The organism is Castellaniella denitrificans, assembly GCF_042653765.1.
GTDB classification, from domain to species: domain Bacteria; phylum Pseudomonadota; class Gammaproteobacteria; order Burkholderiales; family Burkholderiaceae_B; genus Castellaniella; species Castellaniella denitrificans.
This window is the reverse complement of sequence record NZ_JBHSEZ010000001.1, coordinates 14,221-38,717: the sequence shown is the minus strand read 5'-3', so window position 1 is coordinate 38,717 and position 24,497 is coordinate 14,221. Positions and strand designations below refer to the sequence as shown.

Sequence of the window (24,497 nt, the reverse complement as noted above, 5' to 3'; positions counted from 1 at the left end):
GTGGCCTCCGGGACTATGGTGGGCGCTGTCCGACCAGGAGCCATCATGTCTTCGTCCGCCTGCACTTCCCCCGCCGCCCGTTCCAAAGCCGACATCGATTCCGTCTGGGAACGCCTGGCTCATGCCCAGGTGCTGCGCCGCCGCGCGCTGGGCGTCCTGGGGGTGCTGGCCGTGCTGGCGCTGCCCTGGATCGGTTCCGCCTGGCCGGAGGCCGGCTGGGTCAACCAGGGCCTGGAATGGGCGGGCCTGATCCTGATGGCGCTGGCGTTGCTGGGGCGCTGCGCCTGCATGCTGTACCTGGGTGGACGCAAGGGCGCCGACCTGGTGGCCGAGGGGCCTTACTCGGTCTGCCGCAATCCGCTGTACGTCTTCTCCATCCTGGCCGTCCTGGGCATCGGCCTGCAGACCGGCAGCCTGACGGCGGGGCTGGCCCTGGCCCTGGCGGTCTGGACGGTGTTCCGCTGGATCGTGGGCGAGGAGGAGCGGATGCTGCGCGCGTCCTTCGGCGCGCCGTTCGAGGACTACTGCGCGCGGGTGCCCCGGTTCCTGCCCCGTCCGGCCGCCTGGCGTTCGCCGCGGCACGTCACGGTCGATCTCCAGGGCGTCTGGAACACGGTGCGCGACGCCCTGCCATATTTCCTGTCGATCCCCGTGTTCGAGGCCATCGAGGCCGCTCAGGAAGCGGGCTGGGTGCATGTCCGGCTGTGGTTGTATTGAGCGGTTCGCGGGCCAGGCACGGGTCCGTTCCCGCCCGGGCGCGGGCGCAGGCGCGGCGGGGCCCTGTGCTAAAGTTCCACGCAGTTTTTCATGCCCGGAGTCCGGCCCATGCAGCCCCCGTTCTACCCGATCGGCACCCCCGGCGTTCCCTGGGGGGAAGCCGAAATCGCCGCCTGGCGCGCCCGCCAGCGGCGCCGGCGCAGCTATGCCGATGAAGTCCTGGCGGCGATCGATCGCCTGCGCGATCGTTTCGACGTCGTGCCGTATGGCCAATTGGACTATGCGCCCGATACCTATCCCCTGTTCGCGCTGCGCAGCCGCGGCTGGCGCGACGACCGGCCGGCGGCGCTGGTCACGGGCGGGGTCCACGGCTACGAGACCAGCGGCGTGCACGGCGCGTTGCGCTTCGCCGATCTGCACGCGGCCGACTACGCGGGCCGCCTGGACCTGATGATCGTTCCCTGCGTCAGCCCCTGGGGCTACGAGCGCATCCACCGCTGGAATCCCCGGGCGCTGGATCCGAACCGGTCCTTCCGTCCCGGCAGCCCCGCGCCGGAGTCGGCGGCATTGATGGCGCTGGTGGCGCCGTTCGCGGACCGCGTACGGGTGCACATCGACCTGCACGAGACCACCGACAGCGACGAATCCGAGTTCCGGCCCGCCCTGGCGGCGCGCGACGGCCGGCCCTTCACGCCGGGCGGCATCCCCGACGGCTTCTATCTGGTGGACGATACCGAGTCTCCCCAGCCCGGATTCCAGGCCGCCGTGATCCGCGCCGTGTCCGAAGTCACCCACATCGCTCCCGCCGACGCGCGCGGCGAGATCATCGGTTCGCCCGTGGTCGCCCCGGGCGTCATCCGCTACGCCCTGCGGTCCCTGGGGCTGTGCGCCGGCATCACGGACGCGCCCTACCGCACCACGACCGAGGTCTATCCCGACAGCCCGCGCGCGACGCCGGACCAGTGCAACGCGGCCCAGGCCGCGGCGGTGCGCGCGGCACTGGACTACGCCCTGGAGCATTGACGGCATGGATATCGTCTTCGCATCGGCACTGGAAGCCGACCCGCAGGCTTGGGCGGCGGCCCTGCGCGACGCCTTGCCCGAAGCCCGGGTGCGCCTGTGGGGCGACGGCCAGCCGGAAGGCCGGGCCGATTACGCCGTGGTCTGGGCGCCGCCGGCCGATCTGTTCGTCCGCGAGCCCAGGCTGCGCGCCCTGTTCAACCTGGGCGCGGGGGTCGACGCCCTGCTGCGCCTGCCGGGCCTGCCGGCCGGCCTGCCCCTGGTGCGGCTGGAGGACGGCGGCATGGCGGTGCAGATGGCGGAATACACGCTCTATCATCTGCTGCGCGAATCGCGCGACTTCGGCCGCTACGAGCGCCAGCAGGCCGAGGGGCTCTGGCGGCCCCTGGACGACATCGACCGCGACGCCTGGACCGTCGGCGTCCTGGGCGCCGGGGCGATGGGCGCGCGGGTCGCCCAGGCCTGCGCCGCCCTGGAATATCCGACGGCGGTCTGGTCGCGCAGCGGCCGCGCCGTGCCGGGCGCCGAGTCCTACGGCGGCGAGGCCGGCCTGGCCGCGTTCCTGGCGCGCACGCGCGTGCTGGTGAACGCGCTGCCGCTGACCGACGCCACCCGGGGCATCCTGTGCCGCCGCACCTTCGAGCAGTTGCGGCCCGACGCGCTGGTGATCAACATCGCCCGGGGCGGGCACCTGGTCGAAGTCGACCTGCTGGCCGCCCTGGACAGCGGCCGCGTGCGGGCGGCGGCCCTGGACGTCTTCGAGCGCGAGCCCCTGCCGCCCGGCCATCCCTTCTGGACCGACGCGCGCATCCGCGTCACGCCGCACGTCGCCGGCGCCAGCCTGATGGACCGCACGGTGCGCCAGATCGCCGGCAAGATCCGCGCCCTGGACCGGGGCGAGCCGATCACAGGCATCGTGGACCGGGACCGGCAATACTGATGGCCGGCGCGCGCCTCCCGGGATCCGTCCGCTGGCGCGCGTGGTGGCTGGCCGGCCTGCTGGCACTGGCCGGTTGCGCGGCTCCTTCCGATCCGGGGCTGCAAGGCGAGTCCATGTCCGCCGACCAGTTCGCCCAGAGCGACATCAATCGGCTGCAGACCCTGGCGATGCGCGACAACCTGGACAGCCTGGACCGCCTGCTGGAAAAGCTGTACAGACGCAATCCGGGCGAATGGCGCAAGGCCGGATTCACGGACCTGAAGACCGCCCTGGAGCAGGGCCGCGCGCGCATCCATCGCGGCGAGGTGCCCAAGGAACTGGATGGGCTGCGGGACATCGAGGTCCTGTCGGTCGCCATGGACCCGCGCTATCCGGGAGACCGTGCGGCGGCGTTCGTACTGGGGCTGTCCAGCATGATCATCGCGGCGCACGGCGGGCTGACCCGTTTCCACGTCGGCGATTCGGTCCAGGCCCGGCACGTCTTCAACGCCGCCCGCAACGTCGAGATCGCCGCCTGGATGCTGTCCAGCCGGCGCGATGCCCAGGGGCGGCCGCTGCTGCTGTCCAATGAGCTGGGCGACGGCGTGGCCAACCTGAGCTTCGAGCGCGAGTTCGGACGCATCGTCGCCCGCCTGGACCTGGAGGCCTCGCTGCAGGACGAGGGCCTGCGCCGCATCGGCATCAACTACGTGCAGGGTTTGCTGTTCTTCAATTTCCTGCCGGTGCGCTGACCGGGACGTCAGGCCGCCGCGGCCTGGCGGGCCAGCCGGCCGGCGCGCTCCAGGCGCCGCGCGCCGTGTTCCAGGGGTTCGATGAATCGGACCGGGATCGCCTGGATGCCGCCGATGGCGCCGCACAGGGCGCCGGTCAGCATTGCCCGGGCCTGGTTCTGGCCGCCGCCGTTGACGGCGTGCAGGACGGCGGACTCGAAATCGCCCTGGAAGCGGCCGGCCAGGTAGTAGGCGGCGGGGAACTGGTGGTAGACCGCGCAGGGCATGCCGTACAGCAGCGACGCCTTCCAGGCCGGATCGACGCGGATGCCCGGATCCTGGACGGCGCGCAGGACGCAGGACACCGTCAGCAGGGCGTCCGGCGAGGGGAACTGGCCGGCCGTCCTGGGCGCCTCCGGCCCCGGCGGCGGGGTGTTCTCTCCGGCGGAGGTCACGCTGTGGAAGGGCAGGGCGCCGTCGCGCACCAGCGCCATCAGACGGTCGGACGTGGCCGCGTCCAGCGGCTCGCCGCGCACCAAGCTGCCCAGCACGCAGCCGTAGGCCACGGTCATGGCCATCACCGTGGCGTCGCGCTGGGTCAGTGCCGTGTTCGCGGCGCAGTGGCGCGCCAGGTCGGCCGGCTGGCGGGCGTAGCGCACGGCCAGGGCCAGGATGCGTTCGGCCGCCTCGGTGGTGTCGGCCAGGCCGGCCACCCGGCCCCAGGGCAGGCCCTGGCCCACGCGCAGGCGCCAGGTCTCGCGGATCGACTGGCTGGTGTAGCCGCCCGGCCCGTTCATGGGCGTACCGTCCAGCAGGGGAAAGAAGTCCTGGTCCAGCCGGCGGCAGAAATCCGCCTCGTCGTATTCTCCGCGCGCGTCCAGGGATTCCGTCAGCAGGTCCAGGATGAAGCCGGCCTGGCCCGACTGGCCGGCCCGCAGCCCGGCATGGTAGCGGTCCGGGCGGGGATCCGTGTAGCCGTCGATCCAGTCGCCGTAGTCGCGCCGCAGGGCGTCCAGGTCGTAGTACCAGTGCGGCCCCAGGGCCAGGGCGTCGCCGACGTAGGCGCCGATCAGGGCGCCTTGGGCGCGTTGTTCAAGGGTGGGTGCCATGCCGGGTCCTCCGTCGCATCCGATGCCTGGGCGGCGGGGCCGCCATGGGCGTGCACCCGGTTGCGTCCGCCGCGCTTGGCCTGGTACATCGCCCGATCAGCATACGCCAAAAGCTCGGACAGGGAGGCGAGCGGCGTGCGCGAGTCGTGCACCGTGCCGATGCTGACGGAGATCTTCAGCGGCGGTCCGTCGTCCAGGGGGACTTCCAGCCTTTCGACGCAGAAGCGCAGGCGTTCGGCGATGTCGTTCGCGTCCCGTTCCGACGTGTCGGGCAGGAACAGGGCGAATTCCTCGCCGCCCAGGCGGCCGAACAGGTCGAGAGGGCGGACGATGGTGCGGATGGTCTGCGCGAAGGCCTTCAGGACCCGGTCGCCGGCGGCGTGGCCATGCCGGTCGTTCAACTGCTTGAAATGATCGATGTCCAGCATCAGCAGGGCGTTGCCCTGGGGCGGCGCCGGGGTCCGCCCCAGATGTTCGTCGGCGCTGCGCAGAAAGGCCTGGCGCGACAGCGCGCGGGTCAGGCCGTCGTGGTCCAGGGCCAGGTTCAGGGACGAGATCAGGTCGCTGCGGGCCGCCAGGATGCCGGATACCAGCAGGGGCGACACGACCAGCAGCAGCACCCCCAGCCGCAGCGACACCATGTCCCAGGCGTGGAGGCCCGCCAGGAGATGGCCTTCGCCCAGCGGCAGCCAGCCGTTGGCGATGCCCAGCAGCACGGTGAGCGCGGTCATCAGGGTGATCCAGGCCGTCGTGCCCTGGCGGTAGGCCAGGGCGCAGTACATCAGGGCCGGGATGGGGAAGGCGGCGGCGCCCGGGCCGCCCAGCAGGAAGCACAGGGACAGGCTGGCGAGCAGCGCGGCGAAGGGCAGCAGCAGGGTTCCGCTGCCCATCCGCTTGAGCAGGGAGGCCCAGGATCGGCGGCGGTCCCCGCGCAGCCTGAGGCGCCGGGGTAGGAGCATGATCGGCGGCAGGAAGGCGCTGTAGCTGAGCAACTGGCCGAAGAACCAGTTCAGGGCGACCGTCGGCCATTGCGCGTCGGGCCGCAGCCAGGGCGTGAGGGCCAGGGCGATGGCCGCGTTGGCGGCCGCCGCCGCCACGCAGGCCGCCAGCACCTGGCTGATGGCCCGGGGGCTGCGCAATCGGGGGGGCGACCAGTCGGACGACAGGATGATCCAGGCGACGAACACGCCCGACAGGTCCGTGACGCCGTAGCTCAGGGCGGCAGGCCAGCGCAGGCCTTCGAGGACGACGTTCGCGAGCGCCAGGCCGCAGAGCGCGCCCGCCCAGGACGGCGGGCGGGCCAGGGACGGGTGGCGGATCAGCAGGCCGGCCAGCAGGGCGTTGGCCGGCCACAGGATCGACAGCCCGTCTTCGGGCCGGGTCAGTTGTCCCAGGAGCGCGCACAGGAAAGCGATCGCCGCGACCAGGGCAGCCTGGACGGGCCTCCGGCAGCATCGTGTGCGGGGACGGAAAACCGGGGACATGATCGAGCGGAAATCTGGGTGGGTGGGGTGCCGCATCCCAAATGTAACAGAGCATGGCCGCTCTGTCTCTCGTGGTATGCCCTAGCGTCCCCGGATTTTTCCGCGAAGGGCCGGGATTCTGGTTCCGGCCCCCGATTCGCGGTCAGCCGGCCGATGGCCGGCGGGCCCGCTGCCAGGCCAGCACGGCCTGGGTGGCCTGGGCCATGACGCGGTCGTGGTGTTCCTTGGGCCATGCCTGGCGCAGCGAGGCGAACAGGCATTGCGTGCCGGACTGGGCCAGCCCGGCGGCGCCGGATTCCTCCAGCAAGCGGATCTGGATATGGGCCAGCGTGTCCGCGACCAGGCGCCAGCCCAGTTCCGGCATGCCCGCGTCCAGGGCCAGCAACTGGCTGCCCAGGGCCTGGATCACCGGCTCGACCGCCTCCAGGCTTTCGCCCGCTCCCATGGCGTGCCACAGGGCCAGGTGGATCTGGCGGCGCAGCGCGATCTTGAAGTCGATGGCCGCGGTTTCGGTGGCGTCGAGGCGTTCGAACTGCCGCTGGAACTGGACGTCTTCCTCGGGGTCCAGTCCGGTGCGTAGGGCGCCGATCAGCGCGGTCAGGGGCGGGATCGCCTGGATGCCGAAGGCCTGGCTGAACGCCAGCCCCCATTGGTCCAGCCCGGCCAGCAGCAGCGCCATCCGCAAGGCGCGCGCCTCGGCGCCGGGGTCGGCCCGGACCCAGTCCAGGCATTGCGTCCGCAGCGCGTCCAGCGGGAAAGGGGAAGATTCTGCCGCCGCATGGCGGAAGGCCCGGGTGAAGGCGTCCCGGGCCAGGTCGGCGGCTTCCGCCTGGACTCCGGGCGGAGCCAGCGCGGCGAGCGGATCGGCGAGGTCGGGGCGGGCGTCAGGCATGGCGCCCGCATTGTCTCACGGTTTGACGACCAGGCCGTTGTGCACCTGGGTCACGCCCTTGACCGACCGGGCCAGTTCGCCCGCGCGGTCCTTCTCGTGCTGGGACTTGGCGAAGCCCGACAGCTGCACCACGCCCCCGTCGATGGTCTTGACGTTGATGTTCGCTGCCGAGGTGGCGGGGTCGTTGGCCAGCTTGGCCTTGATTTCGGCCGTGACGGCCGAACCGTCGATGTACTGGCCGACGGTTTCCTGCTTGCGGGCCACGGAGCAGCCCGAGATCATGACGGTGGCCGCGCCGGCCATCGCGGCGATGGCGATGATGCGGGTGAGGTTCGATTTCATGGTGTGCGTCCTTGTGGAAAGGTCGGATGCAAGAGCGGGGAATGCGAAATTACAGTAACACGGGGCGGGGGCGGACGGGTGTCCGGGCGTTTTCGGCATTTCAAGTGGATACAGCGTGGCGGCGCATCACGGTGGTCTTGCGCGGCCGCCGCGCTTCTTCATTTCCGGCGTCCATTCGACAGGGCCACGTAGATGCCGCTGGCGGCGATCGTCAGCGCGCCGACGTAGAACCAGGCATCGGGGAGTTCATTCCAGAAAAACCAGCCGAGCAATCCCGCCGATATCAGGCCGAAATAGTCGAACGGGGCCACGACCGATGCGGGCGCGATGCGGAAAGCCTGGGTGATCAGCCCGAGCCCCGCCGTGCTGCAAAGGGCGATTCCGACGAAGCCGGGCAGATGCGCCCAGTCGATCGGCTTCCATACGATCGCCAGGGGCAGGCCGGCGAATATCAACTGTCCGAGGACGATGTGGAACATCGTCGTGAACATGCTTTCGCGGGCGCTGATGCGTTTTGCGCTGACCATCATGACGGCGTAGCCGAGTGCGGTGGCCAGCGGCAGCAGGGCGGCCAGCTGGATGTTGCCCGGGCTGGGCCGGACGATGACCATGACGCCGGCAAACCCGGCGAGTATGGCCAGCCAGCTGCCTTTCGAGACTTTTTCGCCGAGGAAGGCGACGGAAATGGCGGTCACGAACAGCGGTGCGCAGAATGCGACGGCGGTGTTCTCGGCCAGCGGAAGCATCGTCAGGCCCAGGTAAAAGCAGGAAGCGGAGGCTACGTTGAGGGCGCCGCGCAGCAGATGCACGCCGATGTGCCGGGTGCGCAGCGCCTCGCGCCCGCCCAGGAACAGCACCAGCGCGGCGACCAGGGGGAGGGCGATGAGCGCGCGCAGAAAAAGAAGCTGGATGGGAGGGTAGAAAGCGCCCAGCCACTTGGCCAAGCCATCGCTGATGGTCAGGCAGAATATGCCGGCCAGAATGCAGCCGATGCCGGCCCGTACGCTGCTTTGCGGTGATGCTGCCGTGCTCATGGAACGCTGGTGGGCCCAAAGGGAATGGAAAAGGGCCTAGCGAGTGATCGCTAGGCCCTTGGCATTTCTGGTGGCGCATCCCTGATTCGAACAGGGGACCTGCGGATTATGATTCCGTCGCTCTAACCGGCTGAGCTAATGCGCCAAAGCACGCCATTATAGGGGGTGAATTTTCGGTGCGCAAGTCGCCCGGCGGGGGCGCATGATGACGCGGCGGGCCATGCCGCCTGGCGTATAGTTCAAGGTTAAAGTAAAGGTCGAGGCGGGGCTGTCCCCGGAAGGAGAGCCAGCGGATGCGCATCCGACGATCAGCCGGAATCAACCTGCGACACCTCATCCTGCTGCTGGCCGTATTCAGCGCGGCGGTGATGCTGGCGGGCGGGATGGCCGGGGCCTACCAGGTGCAGCGCCAGCAGCTGATGGCCAGCACGCTGGACGCCAACGAGGCCTTCGCCACCAAGCTCGCCAGGACGACGTCCGACCTGCTGCTGCGGGCGCAGAACAATCTGGCCTACGCGGCCGGCCTGATGGTGCGCTCGGGGATGACGCCGGCCGTGCAGCAGGCCGAGGTCGACCGGCTGCGCCATCTGGAACTGGGCTTCAACGCCGTGACGGTGGTGGACATGCAGGGCGTCGTGCGCGCCGCCTCGCCGGAATCGCTCGGCCTGAAGGGCCGCCGGCTGGATTCGGCGCAGTGGCGCGGCCTGGTCGACGAGCGGGTGTCGACGATCAGCGCGCCGTTCGTGACGGTGCTGGGCAATCTGGCCATCGTGATCTCCCAGCCCCTGTTCGACCCGGCGGGCCATCCCCTGGGCCGCCTGTCGGCGACGATGTACCTGAGGGCCGACGGCGGCCTGCAGCGTCTGGCGAGCGAGCAGTACTTCCGCGACGGGACCTATGTCTACGTGGTCGATTCGAGCGGGCGGCTCCTGTACCACCCGGAAACCGATCGCATCGGCACGGTCGTGCTGAACAATTCCGTGATCGAGGCCGTCGGCAAGGGCCGTTCAGGCCAGATGCGGCTGGTGAACAGCCGCGGCGTGGACATGCTGGCCGGATATGCCCACGTGGCCGCGGCCGACTGGGGCGTGGTGGTGCAGCGTCCGGTGAGCGCCGCCCTGCGGGGGCTGAACGATCTGATGCTGCGGGTGCTGCGGCTGGCGGTATGGCCGGCCCTGGCGCTGCTCGCCCTGCTGTGGCTGCTGTCGGGCTGGATCTCCCGTCCCCTGGGCGAGCTGTCGCGGATCGTCCGGGACGGTTACCAGGACGGCGGCCTGCAGCGGATCGCCGCCGTGAACTGCTGGTACCTGGAAGCGCGGCGCCTGCGCGGGGGCCTGCTGGAAGGATACGGGCAGGTCCGCACCCGGATGGGCGAGCTCCACAGCGCCGCGCATACGGACCCCTTGACGGGGCTGGGCAACCGGCGCGGGCTGGAGGTCGCCCTGAAGGCTCTGGAAGAGCTGCGGCGGCCGTTCGCCGTGGTGGAGCTGGACATCGATTTCTTCAAGCGGGTCAATGACCGCCATGGCCACGACATGGGCGATCGGGTGATCGCCGGGCTGGCCGACCTGATGCGGGCGCAGGCGCGCCAGGACGACGCGCTGTTCCGCCTGGGCGGCGAGGAATTCCTGGTGGTCCTGCCGGAGACCGACCTGGATGGGGCCGCCCGGATCGCGGAGCGCCTGCGGGCCGGGATGGAGCGCGAGCGGATGCTGGGAGACGAAGTCGTGAGCTTGTCGGCCGGAGTGGCGGTCTGGGATGGGGGCGATGCGGAGCAGACGCTGAAGGCCGCCGACCGGGCACTGTACCGGGCCAAGCAGGGCGGGCGCAACCGGGTGGAACTGGCGGGCGGCCCCTGAATGCGAAGGCCCCGCCTTTTGGCGGGGCCTTGCTGCCGCTTTGGGCAGCGGCACCGCATGGGAGCGGTGCAAAGTCAACGCCCTGAGGCGTGATGGACTACCATCGGGTAGCGGTTCCAGTATAGATCGGCCCGGAATCCAGGCCATAGGTGAATTCCCTAATGCGGCCCATGAGGCCCGTCGCCCGGCTGGCGGACGGCTTCACGCCGTGCCGGTCTCCCGCGGGGCCGATGGATCCCGGTCCGGAGCGACGGCCGTGTCGGCGTGCCCGGACAGGGCCGCGCTCAGGCTGTACAGCGGTTCGAAGGATTCGGCCTGCGCCATGGGCCAGGCGGTGCGGAAGATCGTGTTGCGGAACCGGCCTTCCAGCAGCTCGCCCTTTTCCAGGTCGGGGAACAGGGCGGACAGGACGCGCACTTCGCCGTTTGCGATGCGCCGCGCGATGTGGTGCGGGCGCAGCTGGTTGGGATGGGTCAGGCCGGCCGCGCCCAGCAGTTCGCCCAGGGCCTTGAGCGTGTTGGCGTGGTAGTTGGCCACGCGCACGGATTTGTCGGCCACCACCAGCGCCTGCTGGCGCTTGGGATCCTGGGTGGTGACGCCGGTGGGGCAGCGGCCGGTGTGGCAGGTCTGGGCCTGGATGCAGCCGATGGCGAACATGTAGGCCCGCGCGCTGTTGCACCAGTCCGCGCCCAGTGCCATCAGGCGCGCCATGTCGAAGGCGCTGATGACCTTGCCCGAGGCGCCCAGCCGGATGCGTTCGCGCAGGCCGATGCCCACCAGCGTGTTGTGGACCAGGCGCAGGCCTTCGCGCAGCGGCGTGCCGACGTGGTCGACGAACTCGATGGGCGCGGCGCCCGTGCCGCCCTCGGCGCCGTCGACCACGATGAAATCGGGCGTGATGCCGGTGGCGAGCATGGCCTTGGCGATGGCGAACCATTCCCAGGGGTGGCCGATGCACAGCTTGAAGCCGACCGGCTTGCCGCCGGACAGTTCGCGCAGGCGGACGATGAAATGCATCATTTCGATGGGGGTGCCGAAGGCGCTGTGGCTGGAAGGGGACACGCAGTCCTCGCCGACCGGCACGCCGCGCGCGGCGGCGATCTCGGGCGTGACCTTGGGCGCGGGAAGGATGCCGCCGTGGCCTGGCTTGGCGCCCTGGGACAGCTTGATCTCGATCATGCGGATATTGTCCCGCCGGGCCATGTCGGCGAACCGTTCCTCGGAGAAGCTGCCGTCCAGGTTGCGGCAGCCGAAGTAGCCCGAGCCGATGTTCCAGATCAGGTCGCCGCCGTGCTCCAGGTGGTAGCGGCTGACGCCGCCCTCGCCCGTGTCGTGGGCGAAATGGCCGATCGCCGCGCCCTTGTTCAGCGCCATGACGGCGTTGGCCGACAGCGCGCCGAAGCTCATGGCGGAAATGTTGAAGACCGATAGGTCCACGGGCCGCGTACAGTCCGGTCCGCCGACGGTGGTGCGGAAGTCGCTGTCCCGGACGTGGGCCGGGACCATGGCGTGGTTGATCCACTCGTAGTCGTTGCCGTAGACGTCGCCCTGCGTGCCGAAGGGACGCTGGTCCATCTGCTGCTTGGCGCGCTGGTACACCAGGGACCGGTCCACGCGCGAGAAGGGCAGCTTGAGCGTGTCGTCCTCGAAGAAATACTGGCGCACCTCCGGACGGATGAATTCGAACAGGAAGCGCAGGTTGCCGATCACCGGGTAGTTGCGGCGGATGGCGTGCCGGGTCTGGTTCAGGTCGTAGACCCCCAGCAGGCTCAGGCCCAGGAACAGCAGGCAGGGCAGCCACCAGCCGGCGCTGAAGGACAGGGCCAGCAGGGCGCACAGCACGGTGAGCGCGATGACGGCGTAAAAGGCGGTGTGGCGGCTGAAGATCGAATGCATGGGCGGGCTTCCGTGGAATCGGGCGATCCGGCTACCTTAGCAGATGCGCGCGGCCGGCGGGCTGACCCATGCCAACCGCGCCACCGTGTCCGGTCCGCACCAGACCAGGGCGTTCTGCCCGAAGCGGCGCGCCAGCCGCAGCCCTTCGTCCGGGGACAGCGCCGGAATCCACAGGCTGGGTTCGTCGGGCCACAGGCCTGCGGGGTCCAGGCCCCGGCCCGGCAGCCAGGCGAGGCCCAGCCGTTCGACCGCCCGCCTCAGGGCGCGCATGCGGCGGGCGTTGGCGGCGGGGCGCAGGCGGCGGCTGCGCGGGTTGCAGGCGGTCAGGAAGACGCCGCCCAGGGGAAACAGGGTTCGCAGCGCCGGGTGCGCCTGGCCGATGCGCAGCACGAGCGGCGGATCGGAGTCGATGCGGTAGTGCGCGGCCCGGTAGGCCCGTGCCAGGGCCGGATCGGCCTGGGCCGGGGGCGCGTCGCGGGGCTCCATGTCCATGCGGCCTGGCGGGGCGCTTGCGCGGGCGTCATCCCGCCAGCGCCCGATGGCGATGGCAGTCCGTGGTGTGGTCCATCAGGCAGCCGATGGCCTGCAGGTAGGACTGGCAGATGGTCGGGCCGACGAAGGTGAAGCCGTGGCGCTTGAGCAGGCGGCTCAGGGCCTCGGCCTCGGGGCCGGCGACGGGCGCGTCTTCCGGGGCGGCGTAGTGATGGATGACCGGCCGGCCGCCGACCACGGACCAGACCAGGCCGACCGGGTCGGGCAGGGCCAGCCAGGCGCGGGCGTTGGCGCCGGCGGCGCGCAGCTTGAGCCGGTTGCGGATGATGGCGGCGTCCTGCATGCGGTCCTGGACCCAGGCCTCGTCGGTGCGCGCCAGGGCTTCCGGGTCGAAGTCCAGCAGGGCGGCGCGCAGGGCCTCGCGCCGGCGCAGGATGGTGAGCCAGGACAGGCCCGCCTGGAAGCCTTCCAGGATCAGCATCTCGAACAGGTGCCGGGGATCGCGCGAGGGCACGCCCCATTCGGTGTCGTGGTAGCGCACGTACAGCGGGTCGCCGGTGCACCAGCGGCAGCGCGCGAGGTCCGCCGCGGCGTGTCCGGCGGAAGCGGGGGCGGGAGTGCGGGCCGGCATGGACATCCTGTCCTGGCTGGCTCAGCGCCGCCGTCCGCCGACCAGGGATCCCAGCAGGCCTCGCACCAGCTGGTTGGCGGCGTTGCGCACCATGCTCTTGGCGACCGACTGCACCACCCCGTCGCGGCGGCCGCCGCGCGGTCCGGTGGAGCCGAACAGGAAGTCGCCCAGGACGCCGGTGATGCCATTGTCCTGGGCGGCCGGCTCGGTGCGGCCGGCGCCGCCCCCGGTTCCCGCGGGCGCCTCGGCGCCGGACCGGGCGCGCTGCAGCAGGATCTCGTAGGCGGATTCGCGGTCCAGGGCCTGGTCGTACTTGCCGGCCAGCGTCGAGGCGCCCAGCAGGGCCTGGCGTTCCGCCGCCGTGGCCGGTCCGATGCGGCTGCCGGGGGCGGCCATCCAGACGCGCTGCGTGGGGGTGGGCTGGCCCTTGGGATCCAGCAGGGACACCAGGGCCTCGCCCACGGCCAGTTCGGTGATCGCGGCCTCGATGTCCAGCCCGGGATTGGGCCGCATGGTCTGCGCGGCGGTCTTGACGGCCTTCTGGTCGCGGGGGGTGTAGGCTCGCAGGGCGTGCTGCACGCGGTGGCCCAGCTGGCCTAGCACGGTGTCGGGGATGTCGGTCGGGTTCTGGCTGACGAAATACACCCCCACGCCCTTGGAGCGGATCAGGCGCACGACCTGCTCGATCTTTTCCAGCAGGGCGGTGGGCGCGTCCTTGAACAGCAGGTGGGCTTCGTCGAAGAAGAACACCAGCTTGGGCTTGTCCAGGTCGCCCACTTCCGGCAGGCGTTCGTACAGGTCGGCCAGCATCCACAGCAGGAAGACGGCGTACAGGCGCGGGGACTGCATCAGCCGGTCGGCGGCCAGGATGTTGACCATGCCGCGGCCCTGCGCGTCGGTGCGCATCCAGTCGAAGACGTCGAGCATGGGCTCGCCGAAGAAGGTCTCGGCGCCCTCGGACTCCAGGCGCAGCAGGCTGCGCTGGATGGCGCCGATGGATGCCGGGGACACCTGGCCGTAGCGGGTGCGCAGTTCGGCGGCGTGGTCGGCCACGTACTGCAGCATGGAACGCAGGTCCTTCAGGTCCAGGATCAGCAGGCCCTCGTCGTCGGCGACGCGGAAGGCCAGGGTCAGCACGCCTTCCTGGGTGTCGTTCAGGTCCAGCATGCGCGACAGCAGCAGCGGTCCCAGGTCGGACACCGTGGCGCGGATCGGGTGGCCCTGTTCGCCGAAGATGTCCCAGAGTGTCGTCGGACTGCCGCCCCACGCGGGTTCGGGCAGGCCCAGGTCGGCCAGGCGCCGGGCGAGCTTGGGCGAGGCGGCGCCCGCCTGGGAAATGCCCGAGAGATCGCCCTTGACGTCGGCCATGAAGACCGGCGTGCCGATGCGCGAGAACGATTCGGCCAGGACCTGCAGGGTGACGGTCTTGCCGGTGCCGGTGGCGCCGGTGATGCAGCCGTGGCGGTTGGCCAGCTGGGGCAGCAGGGCGGCCTGGGCGTCGGCGTTGCGGGCGATGATCAGGGGATCGGCCATGGGGGCTCCGAAGAGGGGGACTGGATCAGGATACCCGAATATGGGCGGGGCCGGCTTCCAGGCGCCCGATGCGGGCGGCCCGCGCGAAGCCGTCGGCGCGCAGCAGGGCGAGGACCTCGTCGGCGGCCTCCGGCGCGCAGGCGACCAGCAGGCCGCCGGAAGTCTGCGGATCGGTCAGCAGGGCGCGGGCCTCGTCGGGCAGGCCGGCGTCCAGGGTGGCCTCGGCGCCGCAGGCGTTCCAGTTGCGCTCGGACGCGCCGGTGCGGATGCCTTCGCGGGCCAGGTCGGGGGCGGGCGCCAGCCAGGGCAGGTCGGCGTAGGACACCTCGGCGCGCAGGCCCGATCCCCGGCACATTTCCAGGGCGTGGCCCAGCAGGCCGAAGCCGGTCACGTCGGTCAGGGCATGCACGGCGTCGAGCCCGGCCAGGCGCGCGCCCGGGGTGTTCAGCCGGGTGGCGCTGTCGATCATGGCGCGGTAGCCTTCGGCGTCGAGCCGGTCCTTCTTCAGGGCGGCCGACAGGATGCCCACGCCCAGGGGCTTGCTCAGGATCAGGACGTCGCCCGCGCGGGCGCGGTCGTTGCGCTTGATGCGGTCCGGGTGCGCCAGGCCGATGACCGCCAGGCCGTAGATCGGCTCCACGGAGTCGATCGAATGGCCGCCCGCGATGGGGATGCCGGCCTGCTGGCAGACCGAGGCGCCGCCCGCCAGGATGGCGGCGATGGTGTCGTGCGGCAGGGTCTTGATCGGCATGCCGACGATGGCCAGCGCCAGGATCGGGCGCCCGCCCATGGCGTAGACGTCCGACAGCGCGTTGGTCGCGGCGATGCGGCCGAAGTCGCGCGGATCGTCGACGATGGGCATGAAGAAATCGGTCGTGGCGATCAGCGCCTGCTCGTCGTTGATGCGGTAGACGGCGGCGTCGTCGGATGACTGCGTGCCCACCAGCAGGTCGGGAAACGCCCCGGCGGGCAGGGCGTCGCGCATCAGGCGCGCCAGCACGTCCGGGGCGATCTTGCAGCCGCAGCCGCCGCCGTGGGACAGCGAGGTCAGTCGGGGAACGGGATTCGTGGTGTCGGGGGCGTTCATGGAGGCGGATGATCCGGGAAGGGAAGGGCGGAGTTCAGGCCGGGACGCGCAACTGTTCGATCAGGGCGCGAGCCTGGGCGTGGCCGTCGTCGGCGGTGGGGTCGTAGTCGAACGTCATGGCCCGGTCCAGGCCGGCGTAGTGGGTATCGCTGCTGCGGCGGTAGGCGGGATCGTAGTGGGTTTCCACCAGCGCCTGGAACAGCTCGGCGCGCCGGCCCGCGGCGATCAGGGCCTGCCAGTCGCGGACCGTCTGGCGGCTGTGCAGGCCGATCAGCCGTTCCAGGGTCCGGCCGAAGTCGTCCGGCGCGTCGAACAGGTGGGCGTAGTCCTGCAGCAGGAACGAGACCCGCTGCGGCAGGGCCGCGCGTACGCGCACGCAGCGGCCGGCGTGCATGGCATGCAGCAGCGTGTCGGGCAGGCTCACCTGGCCGATGCGCCGGCTCTCGGCCTCGACGAAGACGGGCCGGGCCGGGTCCAGGGCCTCGATGGCCTGGAGCAGGGCGGACTCGAAGCCGCGCTGGCTGGGTTGCGGCCGGTCCGGCAGCGCGCCCAGCAGCGAGCCGCGATGGCGCGCCAGGCCCTCCAGGTCCAGGATCTGGGCGCCGGCCGCACCCAGCGATTGCAGCAGGCGGGTCTTGCCCGAGCCGGTGGGGCCGGTCAGCACGACGCAGTCCAGGCCGGCCGGGCGCTCGGCGAGGGTGTCGATCACGTGGCGGCGCCAGGTCTTGTAGCCGCCGTCCAACTGGCGCGCGCGCCAGCCGATCAGGTTGAACCAGGCGGTCATGGCGCCCGAGCGCTTGCCGCCGCGCCAGCAGTAGATCAGCGGCCGCCAACTGCGCGGGCGGTCGGCGAAGATCGTCTCCAGGTATTCGGCGATGTGGCGCGCGACCAGGGCGGCGCCCAGGCGCGTGGCCTTGAAGGGCGATTCCCGGGCATACATGGTGCCGATCAGGACGCGTTCCTCGTTGCTGAGCACGGGCGCGCTCAGGGCGCCGGGGATGTGGTCGTCGGCGTATTCGGCCGGCGTGCGCACGTCGACGATCTCGTCGAACTGGCCGAGGGCGTCCAGGCCGCAGCGCTGCGAGCCCTGGTGATGCGGTGTGGAAGTCATGGCGGGAATTGTAAATCCGCCGGGGCGCGGATGCCCGGCACGCGGGCGCGGGATCCGTGGCGGGTGCCGTGATCAGGTCGCCAGCTGGCGCGCAAAGATCGCCGCGCGCCCTCGGTTGCTGACCTCGAGGCGCATCAGGATGGCGCTGACATGGTGACGGATCGTCCATTCCGACACATCGAGCTTGCGGGCGATCTCCTTGTTGGTCAGCCCTTCGGCCAGCCAGGCCAGGACTTCGGCCTGGCGCTGGGTCAGGCCCAGGCGCGTCAGGCTCTCGGGACTGGGCGTGGCGGGTGCGTCTCCGGTCTGTTCGCCGGCTGCCAGTGCCGCTTCGCGCAGGCTTCCGATCAGGTCCATCACCACCTGTCGCTGGTCGATCGCCGCCTGGATTTGGGCATCGTCGCCGCCTGTGGCGTTGTAGGGAATCGAGACAAACCAATTGGCCGTGATGCCGCGTTCCTGCATCGAGACCACCATCAGCGGTGACTGGGTCGATGAATCGCTGTCTGCTGGCGAGTCATTCGGGATGGACACGTCGGCCACCGTGAGCTCACCCACATCTGCCAGGCGTGTATCGGCCAGAATCCGCAGTTCCCGGGGGTCTTTGGCGGTGTATACGGTGGTGCTGCCGTGGAACTTCGTCAACACGTATTCCAGGACTTCGCGCATCCGGGGGTGATCGTCTGCCACGATCAGCAGCTTTTTGGTGGTGTTGGCCATGAGTGTGAAAGGGTTCGCAGGTATTTGACATCAGAATGATCGTCGCGATTTGACGATCATCGCCAAGGTCTCGTATCCTCTGCCCGCGCCGGAAAAGTATCCTTACGGGTTACAACGGTGAACAACTATAACCGGCCTGTGGTGAACCACGGCCTGGAGGCAAATCCATGAGCGAACGCATGATATCGGGCGCACAAGCGCTCAGCCGGTTCTCGGAACGTTTCCGGCAGGATGCCTTGTTCAATCAGCTTGTGCGCAGGGACGCCCGCGCGGCCTTGGCCGCCGTCGGCATTCGCGTGCCTGTCGGTATTCAGATTGAGTTCGCCCCCGATGCAGCCCGTGCGATCAGCATCGCGGTCGATGGCGCACCGGGTCGGCTGGATGATGCTTTGGACCTGGATGACGACCAGTTGCAGGCAGTCGTCGGCGGCACGGGCCGATCCGCCAGCCATGACGAGGTCCGGGCATTCCTGTCGCTGTTCAAACAGGCCGCATGAGCAGTCTTTTTCGGCAGGCCGCACTCGATAAGGTCTCCAATCCCGATCAGCTGGATCATGTGCTGCAGGTCGTTCGGCCTGTGCACACCGTGGGCATCCTGGCGGTTGCGATGCTGGTGCTGGGCGGGTTCATTTGGGCCATCTTTTCGACCGCGCCGATCACGGTGGCGGGGCAGGGCATCTTGCTGTCGGCCGATGGCGTGGCGGTGGTCAGCGCGCGCGGCGATGGGCATGTCGACACCCTGCTGGTGGATCTGGGCGATCCCATCCTGGCGGGCCAGACCGTTGCCCTGCTGAGGCGCCCGGCGTCCCTGGAATCCATCACGGCCAAGCAGGCCGAGCTGCAAGGGGCCCGGAGTTTGCTCGAGACCCGGCAAGCCGGCTACGCGCGCTATCAGCAGATGCAGGCGGATTTGCTCAAGACCAAACGCCAGGCGCTGGCCGGGCAACTGGACAAGCTGCAAGAACAGCAGCAGGTGCTGACCCAGCACCGCGCCAGTGTCCAGGCGCTGCTGGCCAAGGGCTTCACGACGTCGAGCAAGCTCAACGAGGTCGACACGCAATTGGCTGAACTGGAGTCCCGCATTGCCAAGCAGCGCAACGACAGCGTCGAGTTGCTGGTGCAGCAACGTGGCGAGCAACTGCAGAAGACCCAGGAGATCCAGGAGGCCGGACTGCGCGTTCAGGCCCTGGTGCGCGAGCTTGAGAACATGCAAAGCGACTACGAGCGCAGCCGCAGCCTGATCGCACCGGTCAATGGCGACGTGGTCGAGCTCAACGTCAATCCGGGGGATGCGGTCAGCAGCGGGCAGGTCATCATGCGCGTCCTGCCTTCCAACGATCACGCCGGGGCAGGGGAATTGCACGCCATCATTTTTGTGCACAGCCAGCACGGCAAGAAGATCCTGCCGGGCATGGAGGCGCACATCATACCCACGACGGCCAAACTGCAAAAGGACGGCTTCATTCGTGGAAGGGTGTTGTCGGTGGCCCGGATACCTTCCAGCCGCGAGGGGCTGATGCGCCGGCTGAGCAACGCGACATTCGTCGATTCCCTGCTCAAGAGCGGTGCGCCTTTCGAGGTCGAACTGGCGCTCGAGACCGACCCCGTGTCGCCGACCGGCTATCGATGGTCCTCGGGCGCGGGGCCTGACATCCGTATCGATGCGGGCACGATCGCCGCCGCCGACATGGTCGTGGGCCGCCGCCGCGTCATCAGTCTGGTCTTGCCGGCCTTCGACTACATCTTCCGCTGGCTGGGGGGGCAATGAGCATTTTCGGCGGCACATCGGCGGCAGACCTGCAGGACAGCTTTTCCCTTCCCCGCACCCCCAGGGTCAAAACGCCCACCATCTTGCAGATGGAAGCACTCGAGTGTGGCGCCGCCGCATTGGCCATGGTGCTGGCCCATCACGGCCGCTGGGTGCCGCTCGAGGAACTGCGGGTGTTGTGCGGCGTGTCGCGCGATGGCAGCAAGGCCGTCAATGTCGTCAAGGCCGCGCGCAGTCTGGGCCTGAAGGCCAAGGGCTTGCGCCTGGAGCCCGCAGGGCTGGCTTCGATCAGCCTGCCGGCCATCCTGTTTGTCGACATGAACCATTTCGTCGTCCTGGAAGGTCTGGAGCCCGGCTGGGCTTATCTGAATGATCCCGCCGTGGGGCGGCGCAAGGTCAGCGCCGCCGAGTTCAACGGCATGTTCAGCGGCATTGCGCTGGTCTTTGAAAAGGACGATTCCTTTCAGCGGGGTGGCTCGCCCCGGCGCATCCTCCCGGCCATGATGGCGCTGGTGCGGAGTTCCCTGCCAGCGCTGGCGGTGATCATCGGCATCGGCGTCCTGATGGTCGGTGCCATGCTGGTCGTGCCGGCCTTCAGCCGGGTATTCATCGATTACTTCATCATCGAGGACCTGCCTGACTGGCTGGTGCCGCTGCTGATCGCCATGGGGGGTGCGGCCTTTGCCATGGGTCTGGCCACGTGGCTGGGGGCGCATCTGACGACGCGCCTGCACCTGAAGCTGGGCCTGGTGCTGGGCGGGCGCCTGATCTGGCATGTCCTGCGTCTGCCGCCCGGGTTTTTCGCGCAGCGCCACGGCGGCATGATCAGTGCCCGCCTGCCGCTGGCCGAGGACATCGTCAACCTGGCATCACAGCAGCTTGGCCGGCTGGCCATCAGCGTCACCAGCGTGGTGTTCTTTGCGGCATTGATGGTGCAATACCACGCCGTGCTGACCCTGGTCTGTGTGTTGCTGGCCAGCGCCAATGTGCTGGTTTTCGTCTATCTGCAAAGGCGCCTGGGGGAATCCTCTGAAAGCATCGCACTGCAGGCCGTCAAGATGAACGGCAAGGTGATGCAGGGCTTGCAGATGATCGAAACATTGAAGGCCACGGGCGTTGACGATGTGTTCTTCAGCAAATGGTCTGGACTGCAGGCGCTGTTCATCAACGCCCAGCAGCGCGTGGCGCATCTGCAGACCTTGCTGGCCGCGCTGCCGCCCCTGACAGCCGCATTGACCGGCGCGGCGGTGCTGGCGCTGGGGGGGCTGTTTGTCATCAATGACGAAATGACCGTCGGCATGCTGGTGGCCTTCACCTTCATCATCGGTTCATTTACCGCGCCCATCAGCGAGCTCATGCAAATCGCGGGCGCGATACGCAATGCGCAAGGGCCGGTGGCGCAGATCGATGACACCTTGCGTCACCCCTTGGCCCGCGAATTCGAGCCGCAGCCCGCCCCCGAGGGCGGGATGCCCATGCGTTTGTCGGGCAGCGTCATGCTGCGCGACGTCACGGTGGCGTATTCGCCCCTGAGTCCGGCGCTGATCGATGGGCTGAGCCTCCAGGTGCCGCCGGGCGGCCGTGTTGCGCTGGTCGGGGGCTCGGGCAGCGGCAAGACGACCGTTGGGCGCCTGATCTCGGGCATGCTCGAGCCCTGGTCGGGCGACATCCTGTTCGACGGGCGTCCGGCGGCGTATTGGCCACGGCCCTTGCTGCGTCGTTCCTTGTCGGTGGTTGATCAGGAAATCGTGCTGTTCGAGGGCACGGTGCACGACAATCTGAGCATGTGGGATGATTCCATGCCGCTGGATCAGGTGATCCAGGCGGCCAAGGACGCCTTGATCCACGACGTGATCATGAGCCGCCCCGGCGGCTACGAGGGTCGGATCCAGGAGGATGGCCGCAATTTCAGCGGCGGCCAGCGCCAGCGGCTCGAGATCGCCCGGGCGCTGGCCGGCAACCCATCGGTGCTGATCCTGGACGAGGCCACCAGCGCATTGGACACCATGACCGAACAGGCCATCATGTCCAATCTGCGGCGCCGTGGCTGCACCTGCATCATCATTGCCCATCGGCTCAGCACCATTCGGGATTGTGATGAAATCATTGTGCTGGATCACGGCCAGGTGGTCGAGCGCGGCACGCATCAGCAGTTGATGCACAAGGACGGCATCTATCGTGGCCTCATCGAGAACTGACTCGGTGGGCCTGAAGGGCCCCGATCCCGGTCCGGCCCTGCGGGCCGTGCTGCAGATGTCGGCGCCCCTGGCGGTGGCCGGCAATACCCCTTTTCTGCTGGATCAACCGCAAACCTGCTGGTGGCTGGAGCACGGGCGGATCGAATTGTTCCTGGTCGAGATGATCGATGGCACCGCGCAAGGGGTCCGGCGGCATTTTGCAACGGTCGAGGCGGGCACGCTGTTGTTCGGGCTCATAGCCCCGGATGCGATCGATCCGGCCCAAGGGCACGCCTTGCTGGCCGTCCCCCATGTCGATACCCAAATCCGCAGCATCCCGCAGGATCGTCTGCGGCGGATCGAGGGCGCCTCCGCGCTCGAGCTTGCACAGCCCATCGATCAGTGGATTCTTGCGATTTCCGAAGGCCTGGCCCGCTTGTCGGGGTCTGGCCCTGTGCTTCATGTGTTGGCGGACGCCGATGCCGAACTGACGGTTGCGGCGCACCAACGGGTGGCCAGCGCGCAAGGTGTGATCTGGCTCGAAGTGCCGCGCGATACGGTACTGTTTCTGGATGTCCAGAAACTGCCGGAGGGCCCGGGCGATGGCCTGGTGCCCCTCGGACCGGCCAGCTGGCTGCAAAACAGCCAGCCCCTGTCCACGACTGGGCGCAACAGCGGGTATTACTTGCCCGACGGGCGGCTGTGGGCGGGCCTGGATACTTTGCACGCGCTCTTGCTGTCCACAGCGCGCTTGAGCCTGATGCTGGCCGACGTCGACGAGCTCAATCGCTTGCGCCGCCAATCGGAAGCCGCAGGCCGCGATTGGCAGCAAGGTCTCGACCAGTTGCTGGGTGTGCTGGGGCAGGGGGCTGCCGGGCGCGGGGCAGCCGTGAGCGGTCAGCCCCCGTTGTTTCAGGCCATGCGGGCGGTTGGCCGCGTGGAAGGCTTCGAGGTCCGGATGCCCTCGCGTTGGTCGCGCGGGGCTACGGAGTCGACCGTCGACCTGCCGTCCATTGCGCAAGCCAGCCAGCTGCGGTTTCGCAGCGTCCGGTTGCGCGCCGGTTGGGACACGTACGAAACCCAGGCCATGCTGGGTTTTGCCAACGACGACGGTCGGCCCCTGGCGATTCTGCCGGGTGCGGGCAAGGGGGTACAAGTCTTCGACCCCAGTCATGGGCAAACTCTCAGGGGGCGCGCCGCGCTGGATGTGCTCGCGACCGATGCTTATGCCTTCACGGCCCCCTTGCCTTCAGGCACGCTGGGCCTGCGGGGCCTGTTGCGGTTTGTCTGGGGGCGCGGGCGCGGCGATTTGTGGGCGGTGGTGCTGTCAGGCCTGGTGGCGGCCCTGCTGGGGCTGGCGGTACCGGTTGCCGCGGCTTATATGATCGATACCGTGATTCCCGGGCACGATCAGAATCATCTGGTGCAGGTCGGCTTGATCCTGGTCATCCTGGGTGTGACCACCTTCATCATGTCGTATGTGGGCGCCCTGGCATTCAGCCGTTTCAGGGCTCGGGCGGGCTCTGCGCTTCAAGCCGCCATCATCGACAGGCTGTTGCGCCTGCCGGTGGGTTTTTTCCGGGATTATTCGGCCGGGGACCTGGCCCAGCGCGCGGGTGCGGTCACCCAGATCGAACAGCTGATCTCCAGCAGCACTTCGCAGGCGCTGATCGGCGGGATCTTTGCTGTTTTCAGCTTTGCATTGCTGCTGTATTACGACTGGCGGCTGGGCTTGTGGGCGGTGGGCGCAACCGCTCTGTATACCGTGTGCTCCCTGCTTCTGATCTGGCTGCAGTTGCGTCATGAACGCACGCTGGCCCGCTATGACGGCCGCTTGCAAAGCCTGGTTCTGCAGTTGGTGACCGGTATTGCCAAGATCCGGCTTTCGGCCTCCGAGGGCCGCGCCTTTTCCCGCTGGGCGGGCCTGTTTTCGGAATATCGTCGGCTGGGGGCGCGCACCGAACGCTACGGCAATCTGCAGGCTGTGCTCAGTGCCCTGTTTGGCTTGGTGCCGCTGATCCTTTTTTTCCTGATTCTGGGGAAATTCCGGGCTCCCGACGAGGTCAGCCCTTTGGCGGTGGGTGGCTTGGCCGCCTTTCTCAGCGCCTTCAATAATTTCAACGGCAGCGTCACCCAGATGGCCAATACGATCGCGGCCTTGCTGAAGGCGCAACCCCTGCTGGAGCGCGTGATGCCGATCATGACCACGCTGCCCGAGCTCAGCGAGGGCAGGGACGATCCGGGCGTGCTGTCGGGCGCCGTCCACTTCGATCGGGTCTCGTTTCGCTACGCGCCGGACGGACCCCTGGTTCTGGATGATGTGTCCTTGTCGGCCAAGGCGGGCGAATTCATTGCGATCGTCGGCGCGTCCGGTTGCGGGAAATCGACCTTGATCCGGCTGTTGCTGGGTTTCGAAACCGTGGCGGGCGGCAATGTGCTGCTGGATGGCAAGAACGTGGACGAACTGGACATTCTGTCGGTGCGCCGCCAGATGGGGATCGTGCTGCAAAACAGCCGGCCCATGCCCGGAAGCCTGTATGAAAACATTGTCGGCTCCACCGATAACGGCCTGGAGCAAGCCTGGGAGGCGGCCCGCGAGGCGGGCCTGGCCGAGGACATCGAGCGCATGCCCATGGGGATGCACACCATGGTGACCGAGGGCGGCTCCTTGTCGGGTGGGCAGATGCAGCGCCTGATGATTGCGCGCGCCGTCATCAACAAGCCCCGCATCCTGATCCTGGACGAAGCCACCAGTGCGCTGGATAACCGCGTCCAGGCCATCGTCACCGAAAGCCTGGACAAGCTGTCGGTGACGCGAATCGTCGTTGCGCATCGGCTCAGTACCGTCGCCAAGGCCAATCGGATCTATGTCCTTGAGGCGGGCCGCGTCGTCGAGCAGGGGGATTTCCAACAACTGATGCGGATGAATGGGCGGTTTGCCGCCCTGGCGGCCGCCCAGATCGCATGAGGATCCG

Annotated in this window: 21 protein-coding genes and 1 tRNA gene; 9 read left to right on the top strand and 13 right to left on the bottom strand. The window is 69.0% G+C overall.

The annotated features are described in order from the left end of the window. Positions 1-45: 45 nt before the first annotated feature. The 4 genes from ACFO27_RS00185 (at position 46) to ACFO27_RS00170 (ending at position 3,408) form a co-directional block, all read left to right on the top strand. Positions 46-717: a methyltransferase family protein gene (locus ACFO27_RS00185; RefSeq protein ID WP_376815465.1), complete on the top strand. Its 672-nt coding sequence runs from the start codon at positions 46-48 to the stop codon at positions 715-717. 108 nt (positions 718-825) lie between these two features. Then, positions 826-1,740: a M14 family metallopeptidase gene (locus ACFO27_RS00180; protein ID WP_376815464.1), complete on the top strand. Its 915-nt coding sequence runs from the start codon at positions 826-828 to the stop codon at positions 1,738-1,740. Positions 1,741-1,744: 4 nt separating this feature from the next. After that, entirely contained in the window at positions 1,745-2,677 is a 933-nt protein-coding gene (locus ACFO27_RS00175) for a 2-hydroxyacid dehydrogenase (RefSeq protein ID WP_376815463.1), read from the top strand. After that, entirely contained in the window at positions 2,677-3,408 is a 732-nt protein-coding gene (locus ACFO27_RS00170) for a hypothetical protein (protein ID WP_376815462.1), read from the top strand. Before ACFO27_RS00175 ends, ACFO27_RS00170 begins: the two co-directional genes overlap by 1 nt. Positions 3,409-3,416: 8 nt before the next feature. On the opposite strand, the gene ACFO27_RS00165 is transcribed toward ACFO27_RS00170, so the two are convergent. The 6 genes from ACFO27_RS00165 to ACFO27_RS00140 all read right to left on the bottom strand — a co-directional run bounded on the left by ACFO27_RS00165 (position 3,417) and on the right by ACFO27_RS00140 (position 8,393). Further along, complete coding sequence (locus ACFO27_RS00165; protein ID WP_376815461.1) at positions 3,417-4,496, bottom strand: ADP-ribosylglycohydrolase family protein; 1,080 nt, start codon at positions 4,494-4,496, stop codon at positions 3,417-3,419. After that, the gene (locus ACFO27_RS00160; RefSeq protein ID WP_376815460.1) at positions 4,457-5,980 is read right to left on the bottom strand and encodes a GGDEF domain-containing protein; all 1,524 of its coding nucleotides are present in this window, start codon (positions 5,978-5,980) and stop codon (positions 4,457-4,459) included. Before ACFO27_RS00160 ends, ACFO27_RS00165 begins: the two co-directional genes overlap by 40 nt. A gap of 142 nt (positions 5,981-6,122) precedes the next feature. Then, a complete protein-coding gene (locus ACFO27_RS00155) occupies positions 6,123-6,872 on the bottom strand; it encodes a hypothetical protein (protein ID WP_376815459.1) in 750 nt (249 codons plus the stop codon). Between the two features lie 15 nt (positions 6,873-6,887). Beyond that, a complete protein-coding gene (locus tag ACFO27_RS00150; RefSeq protein ID WP_376815458.1) occupies positions 6,888-7,214 on the bottom strand; it encodes a BON domain-containing protein in 327 nt (108 codons plus the stop codon). A 158-nt stretch (positions 7,215-7,372) separates the two neighbouring features. Beyond that, the gene (locus ACFO27_RS00145; RefSeq protein WP_376815457.1) at positions 7,373-8,248 is read right to left on the bottom strand and encodes a DMT family transporter; all 876 of its coding nucleotides are present in this window, start codon (positions 8,246-8,248) and stop codon (positions 7,373-7,375) included. A 68-nt stretch (positions 8,249-8,316) separates the two neighbouring features. Next, positions 8,317-8,393 (bottom strand) — tRNA-Met (locus ACFO27_RS00140). Positions 8,394-8,541: 148 nt separating this feature from the next. Between ACFO27_RS00140 and ACFO27_RS00135 the strand changes: the two genes are divergently transcribed. Continuing rightward, positions 8,542-10,107, top strand: coding sequence for a diguanylate cyclase (locus tag ACFO27_RS00135; protein ID WP_376815456.1), 1,566 nt, complete (start codon positions 8,542-8,544; stop codon positions 10,105-10,107). Positions 10,108-10,308: 201 nt separating this feature from the next. Here the strand turns inward: ACFO27_RS00135 and ACFO27_RS00130 are convergent, their stop codons facing one another. The 7 genes from ACFO27_RS00130 to ACFO27_RS00100 all read right to left on the bottom strand — a co-directional run bounded on the left by ACFO27_RS00130 (position 10,309) and on the right by ACFO27_RS00100 (position 17,577). Continuing rightward, complete coding sequence (locus ACFO27_RS00130; protein ID WP_376815455.1) at positions 10,309-12,003, bottom strand: FMN-binding glutamate synthase family protein; 1,695 nt, start codon at positions 12,001-12,003, stop codon at positions 10,309-10,311. A gap of 36 nt (positions 12,004-12,039) precedes the next feature. Further along, positions 12,040-12,495: a DUF3293 domain-containing protein gene (locus tag ACFO27_RS00125; protein WP_376815454.1), complete on the bottom strand. Its 456-nt coding sequence runs from the start codon at positions 12,493-12,495 to the stop codon at positions 12,040-12,042. Positions 12,496-12,523: 28 nt separating this feature from the next. Beyond that, positions 12,524-13,126, bottom strand: coding sequence for a DNA-3-methyladenine glycosylase I (locus ACFO27_RS00120; RefSeq protein WP_376815453.1), 603 nt, complete (start codon positions 13,124-13,126; stop codon positions 12,524-12,526). 21 nt (positions 13,127-13,147) lie between these two features. Continuing rightward, positions 13,148-14,659 (bottom strand): helicase HerA-like C-terminal domain-containing protein, encoded by a 1,512-nt coding sequence (locus tag ACFO27_RS00115; protein WP_376815452.1) that lies wholly within the window; start codon positions 14,657-14,659, stop codon positions 13,148-13,150. Positions 14,660-14,684: 25 nt separating this feature from the next. Then, positions 14,685-15,746: a selenide, water dikinase SelD gene (gene selD, locus ACFO27_RS00110; RefSeq protein ID WP_376815451.1), complete on the bottom strand. Its 1,062-nt coding sequence runs from the start codon at positions 15,744-15,746 to the stop codon at positions 14,685-14,687. Positions 15,747-15,780: 34 nt separating this feature from the next. Further along, complete coding sequence (gene mnmH, locus ACFO27_RS00105) at positions 15,781-16,857, bottom strand: tRNA 2-selenouridine(34) synthase MnmH (protein ID WP_376815450.1); 1,077 nt, start codon at positions 16,855-16,857, stop codon at positions 15,781-15,783. A gap of 72 nt (positions 16,858-16,929) precedes the next feature. Then, entirely contained in the window at positions 16,930-17,577 is a 648-nt protein-coding gene (locus tag ACFO27_RS00100; RefSeq protein WP_376815449.1) for a response regulator transcription factor, read from the bottom strand. A gap of 167 nt (positions 17,578-17,744) precedes the next feature. On the opposite strand from ACFO27_RS00100, the gene ACFO27_RS00095 reads away from it, so the two are divergent. From ACFO27_RS00095 to ACFO27_RS00080, 4 genes are read left to right on the top strand one after another with little or no spacing between them, the layout of a single operon-like run. Further along, positions 17,745-18,074 carry a hypothetical protein gene (locus tag ACFO27_RS00095; protein ID WP_376815448.1) on the top strand — a complete coding sequence of 110 codons (330 nt, stop codon included), beginning with the start codon at positions 17,745-17,747 and terminating at the stop codon, positions 18,072-18,074. Then, positions 18,071-19,345: an NHLP bacteriocin system secretion protein gene (locus ACFO27_RS00090; protein WP_376815447.1), complete on the top strand. Its 1,275-nt coding sequence runs from the start codon at positions 18,071-18,073 to the stop codon at positions 19,343-19,345. Before ACFO27_RS00095 ends, ACFO27_RS00090 begins: the two co-directional genes overlap by 4 nt. Next, the gene (locus tag ACFO27_RS00085) at positions 19,342-21,543 is read left to right on the top strand and encodes an NHLP family bacteriocin export ABC transporter peptidase/permease/ATPase subunit (protein WP_376815446.1); all 2,202 of its coding nucleotides are present in this window, start codon (positions 19,342-19,344) and stop codon (positions 21,541-21,543) included. Before ACFO27_RS00090 ends, ACFO27_RS00085 begins: the two co-directional genes overlap by 4 nt. 4 nt (positions 21,544-21,547) lie before the next feature. After that, positions 21,548-24,490 carry an NHLP bacteriocin export ABC transporter permease/ATPase subunit gene (locus ACFO27_RS00080; protein ID WP_376815445.1) on the top strand — a complete coding sequence of 981 codons (2,943 nt, stop codon included), beginning with the start codon at positions 21,548-21,550 and terminating at the stop codon, positions 24,488-24,490. Positions 24,491-24,497: the final 7 nt, after the last annotated feature.

Bases quoted from the DNA above. Each gene is read 5' to 3' on its own strand.
- ACFO27_RS00185 (WP_376815465.1), top strand. From the start codon at position 46: ATGTCTTCGTCCGCCTGCACTTCCCCCGCCGCCCGTTCCAAAGCCGAC.
- ACFO27_RS00180 (WP_376815464.1), top strand. From the start codon at position 826: ATGCAGCCCCCGTTCTACCCGATCGGCACCCCCGGCGTTCCCTGGGGG.
- ACFO27_RS00175 (WP_376815463.1), top strand. From the start codon at position 1,745: ATGGATATCGTCTTCGCATCGGCACTGGAAGCCGACCCGCAGGCTTGG.
- ACFO27_RS00170 (WP_376815462.1), top strand. From the start codon at position 2,677: ATGGCCGGCGCGCGCCTCCCGGGATCCGTCCGCTGGCGCGCGTGGTGG.
- ACFO27_RS00165 (WP_376815461.1), bottom strand. From the start codon at position 4,496: ATGGCACCCACCCTTGAACAACGCGCCCAAGGCGCCCTGATCGGCGCC.
- ACFO27_RS00160 (WP_376815460.1), bottom strand. From the start codon at position 5,980: ATGTCCCCGGTTTTCCGTCCCCGCACACGATGCTGCCGGAGGCCCGTC.
- ACFO27_RS00155 (WP_376815459.1), bottom strand. From the start codon at position 6,872: ATGCCTGACGCCCGCCCCGACCTCGCCGATCCGCTCGCCGCGCTGGCT.
- ACFO27_RS00150 (WP_376815458.1), bottom strand. From the start codon at position 7,214: ATGAAATCGAACCTCACCCGCATCATCGCCATCGCCGCGATGGCCGGC.
- ACFO27_RS00145 (WP_376815457.1), bottom strand. From the start codon at position 8,248: ATGAGCACGGCAGCATCACCGCAAAGCAGCGTACGGGCCGGCATCGGC.
- ACFO27_RS00135 (WP_376815456.1), top strand. From the start codon at position 8,542: ATGCGCATCCGACGATCAGCCGGAATCAACCTGCGACACCTCATCCTG.
- ACFO27_RS00130 (WP_376815455.1), bottom strand. From the start codon at position 12,003: ATGCATTCGATCTTCAGCCGCCACACCGCCTTTTACGCCGTCATCGCG.
- ACFO27_RS00125 (WP_376815454.1), bottom strand. From the start codon at position 12,495: ATGGACATGGAGCCCCGCGACGCGCCCCCGGCCCAGGCCGATCCGGCC.
- ACFO27_RS00120 (WP_376815453.1), bottom strand. From the start codon at position 13,126: ATGCCGGCCCGCACTCCCGCCCCCGCTTCCGCCGGACACGCCGCGGCG.
- ACFO27_RS00115 (WP_376815452.1), bottom strand. From the start codon at position 14,659: ATGGCCGATCCCCTGATCATCGCCCGCAACGCCGACGCCCAGGCCGCC.
- selD (WP_376815451.1), bottom strand. From the start codon at position 15,746: ATGAACGCCCCCGACACCACGAATCCCGTTCCCCGACTGACCTCGCTG.
- mnmH (WP_376815450.1), bottom strand. From the start codon at position 16,857: ATGACTTCCACACCGCATCACCAGGGCTCGCAGCGCTGCGGCCTGGAC.
- ACFO27_RS00100 (WP_376815449.1), bottom strand. From the start codon at position 17,577: ATGGCCAACACCACCAAAAAGCTGCTGATCGTGGCAGACGATCACCCC.
- ACFO27_RS00095 (WP_376815448.1), top strand. From the start codon at position 17,745: ATGAGCGAACGCATGATATCGGGCGCACAAGCGCTCAGCCGGTTCTCG.
- ACFO27_RS00090 (WP_376815447.1), top strand. From the start codon at position 18,071: ATGAGCAGTCTTTTTCGGCAGGCCGCACTCGATAAGGTCTCCAATCCC.
- ACFO27_RS00085 (WP_376815446.1), top strand. From the start codon at position 19,342: ATGAGCATTTTCGGCGGCACATCGGCGGCAGACCTGCAGGACAGCTTT.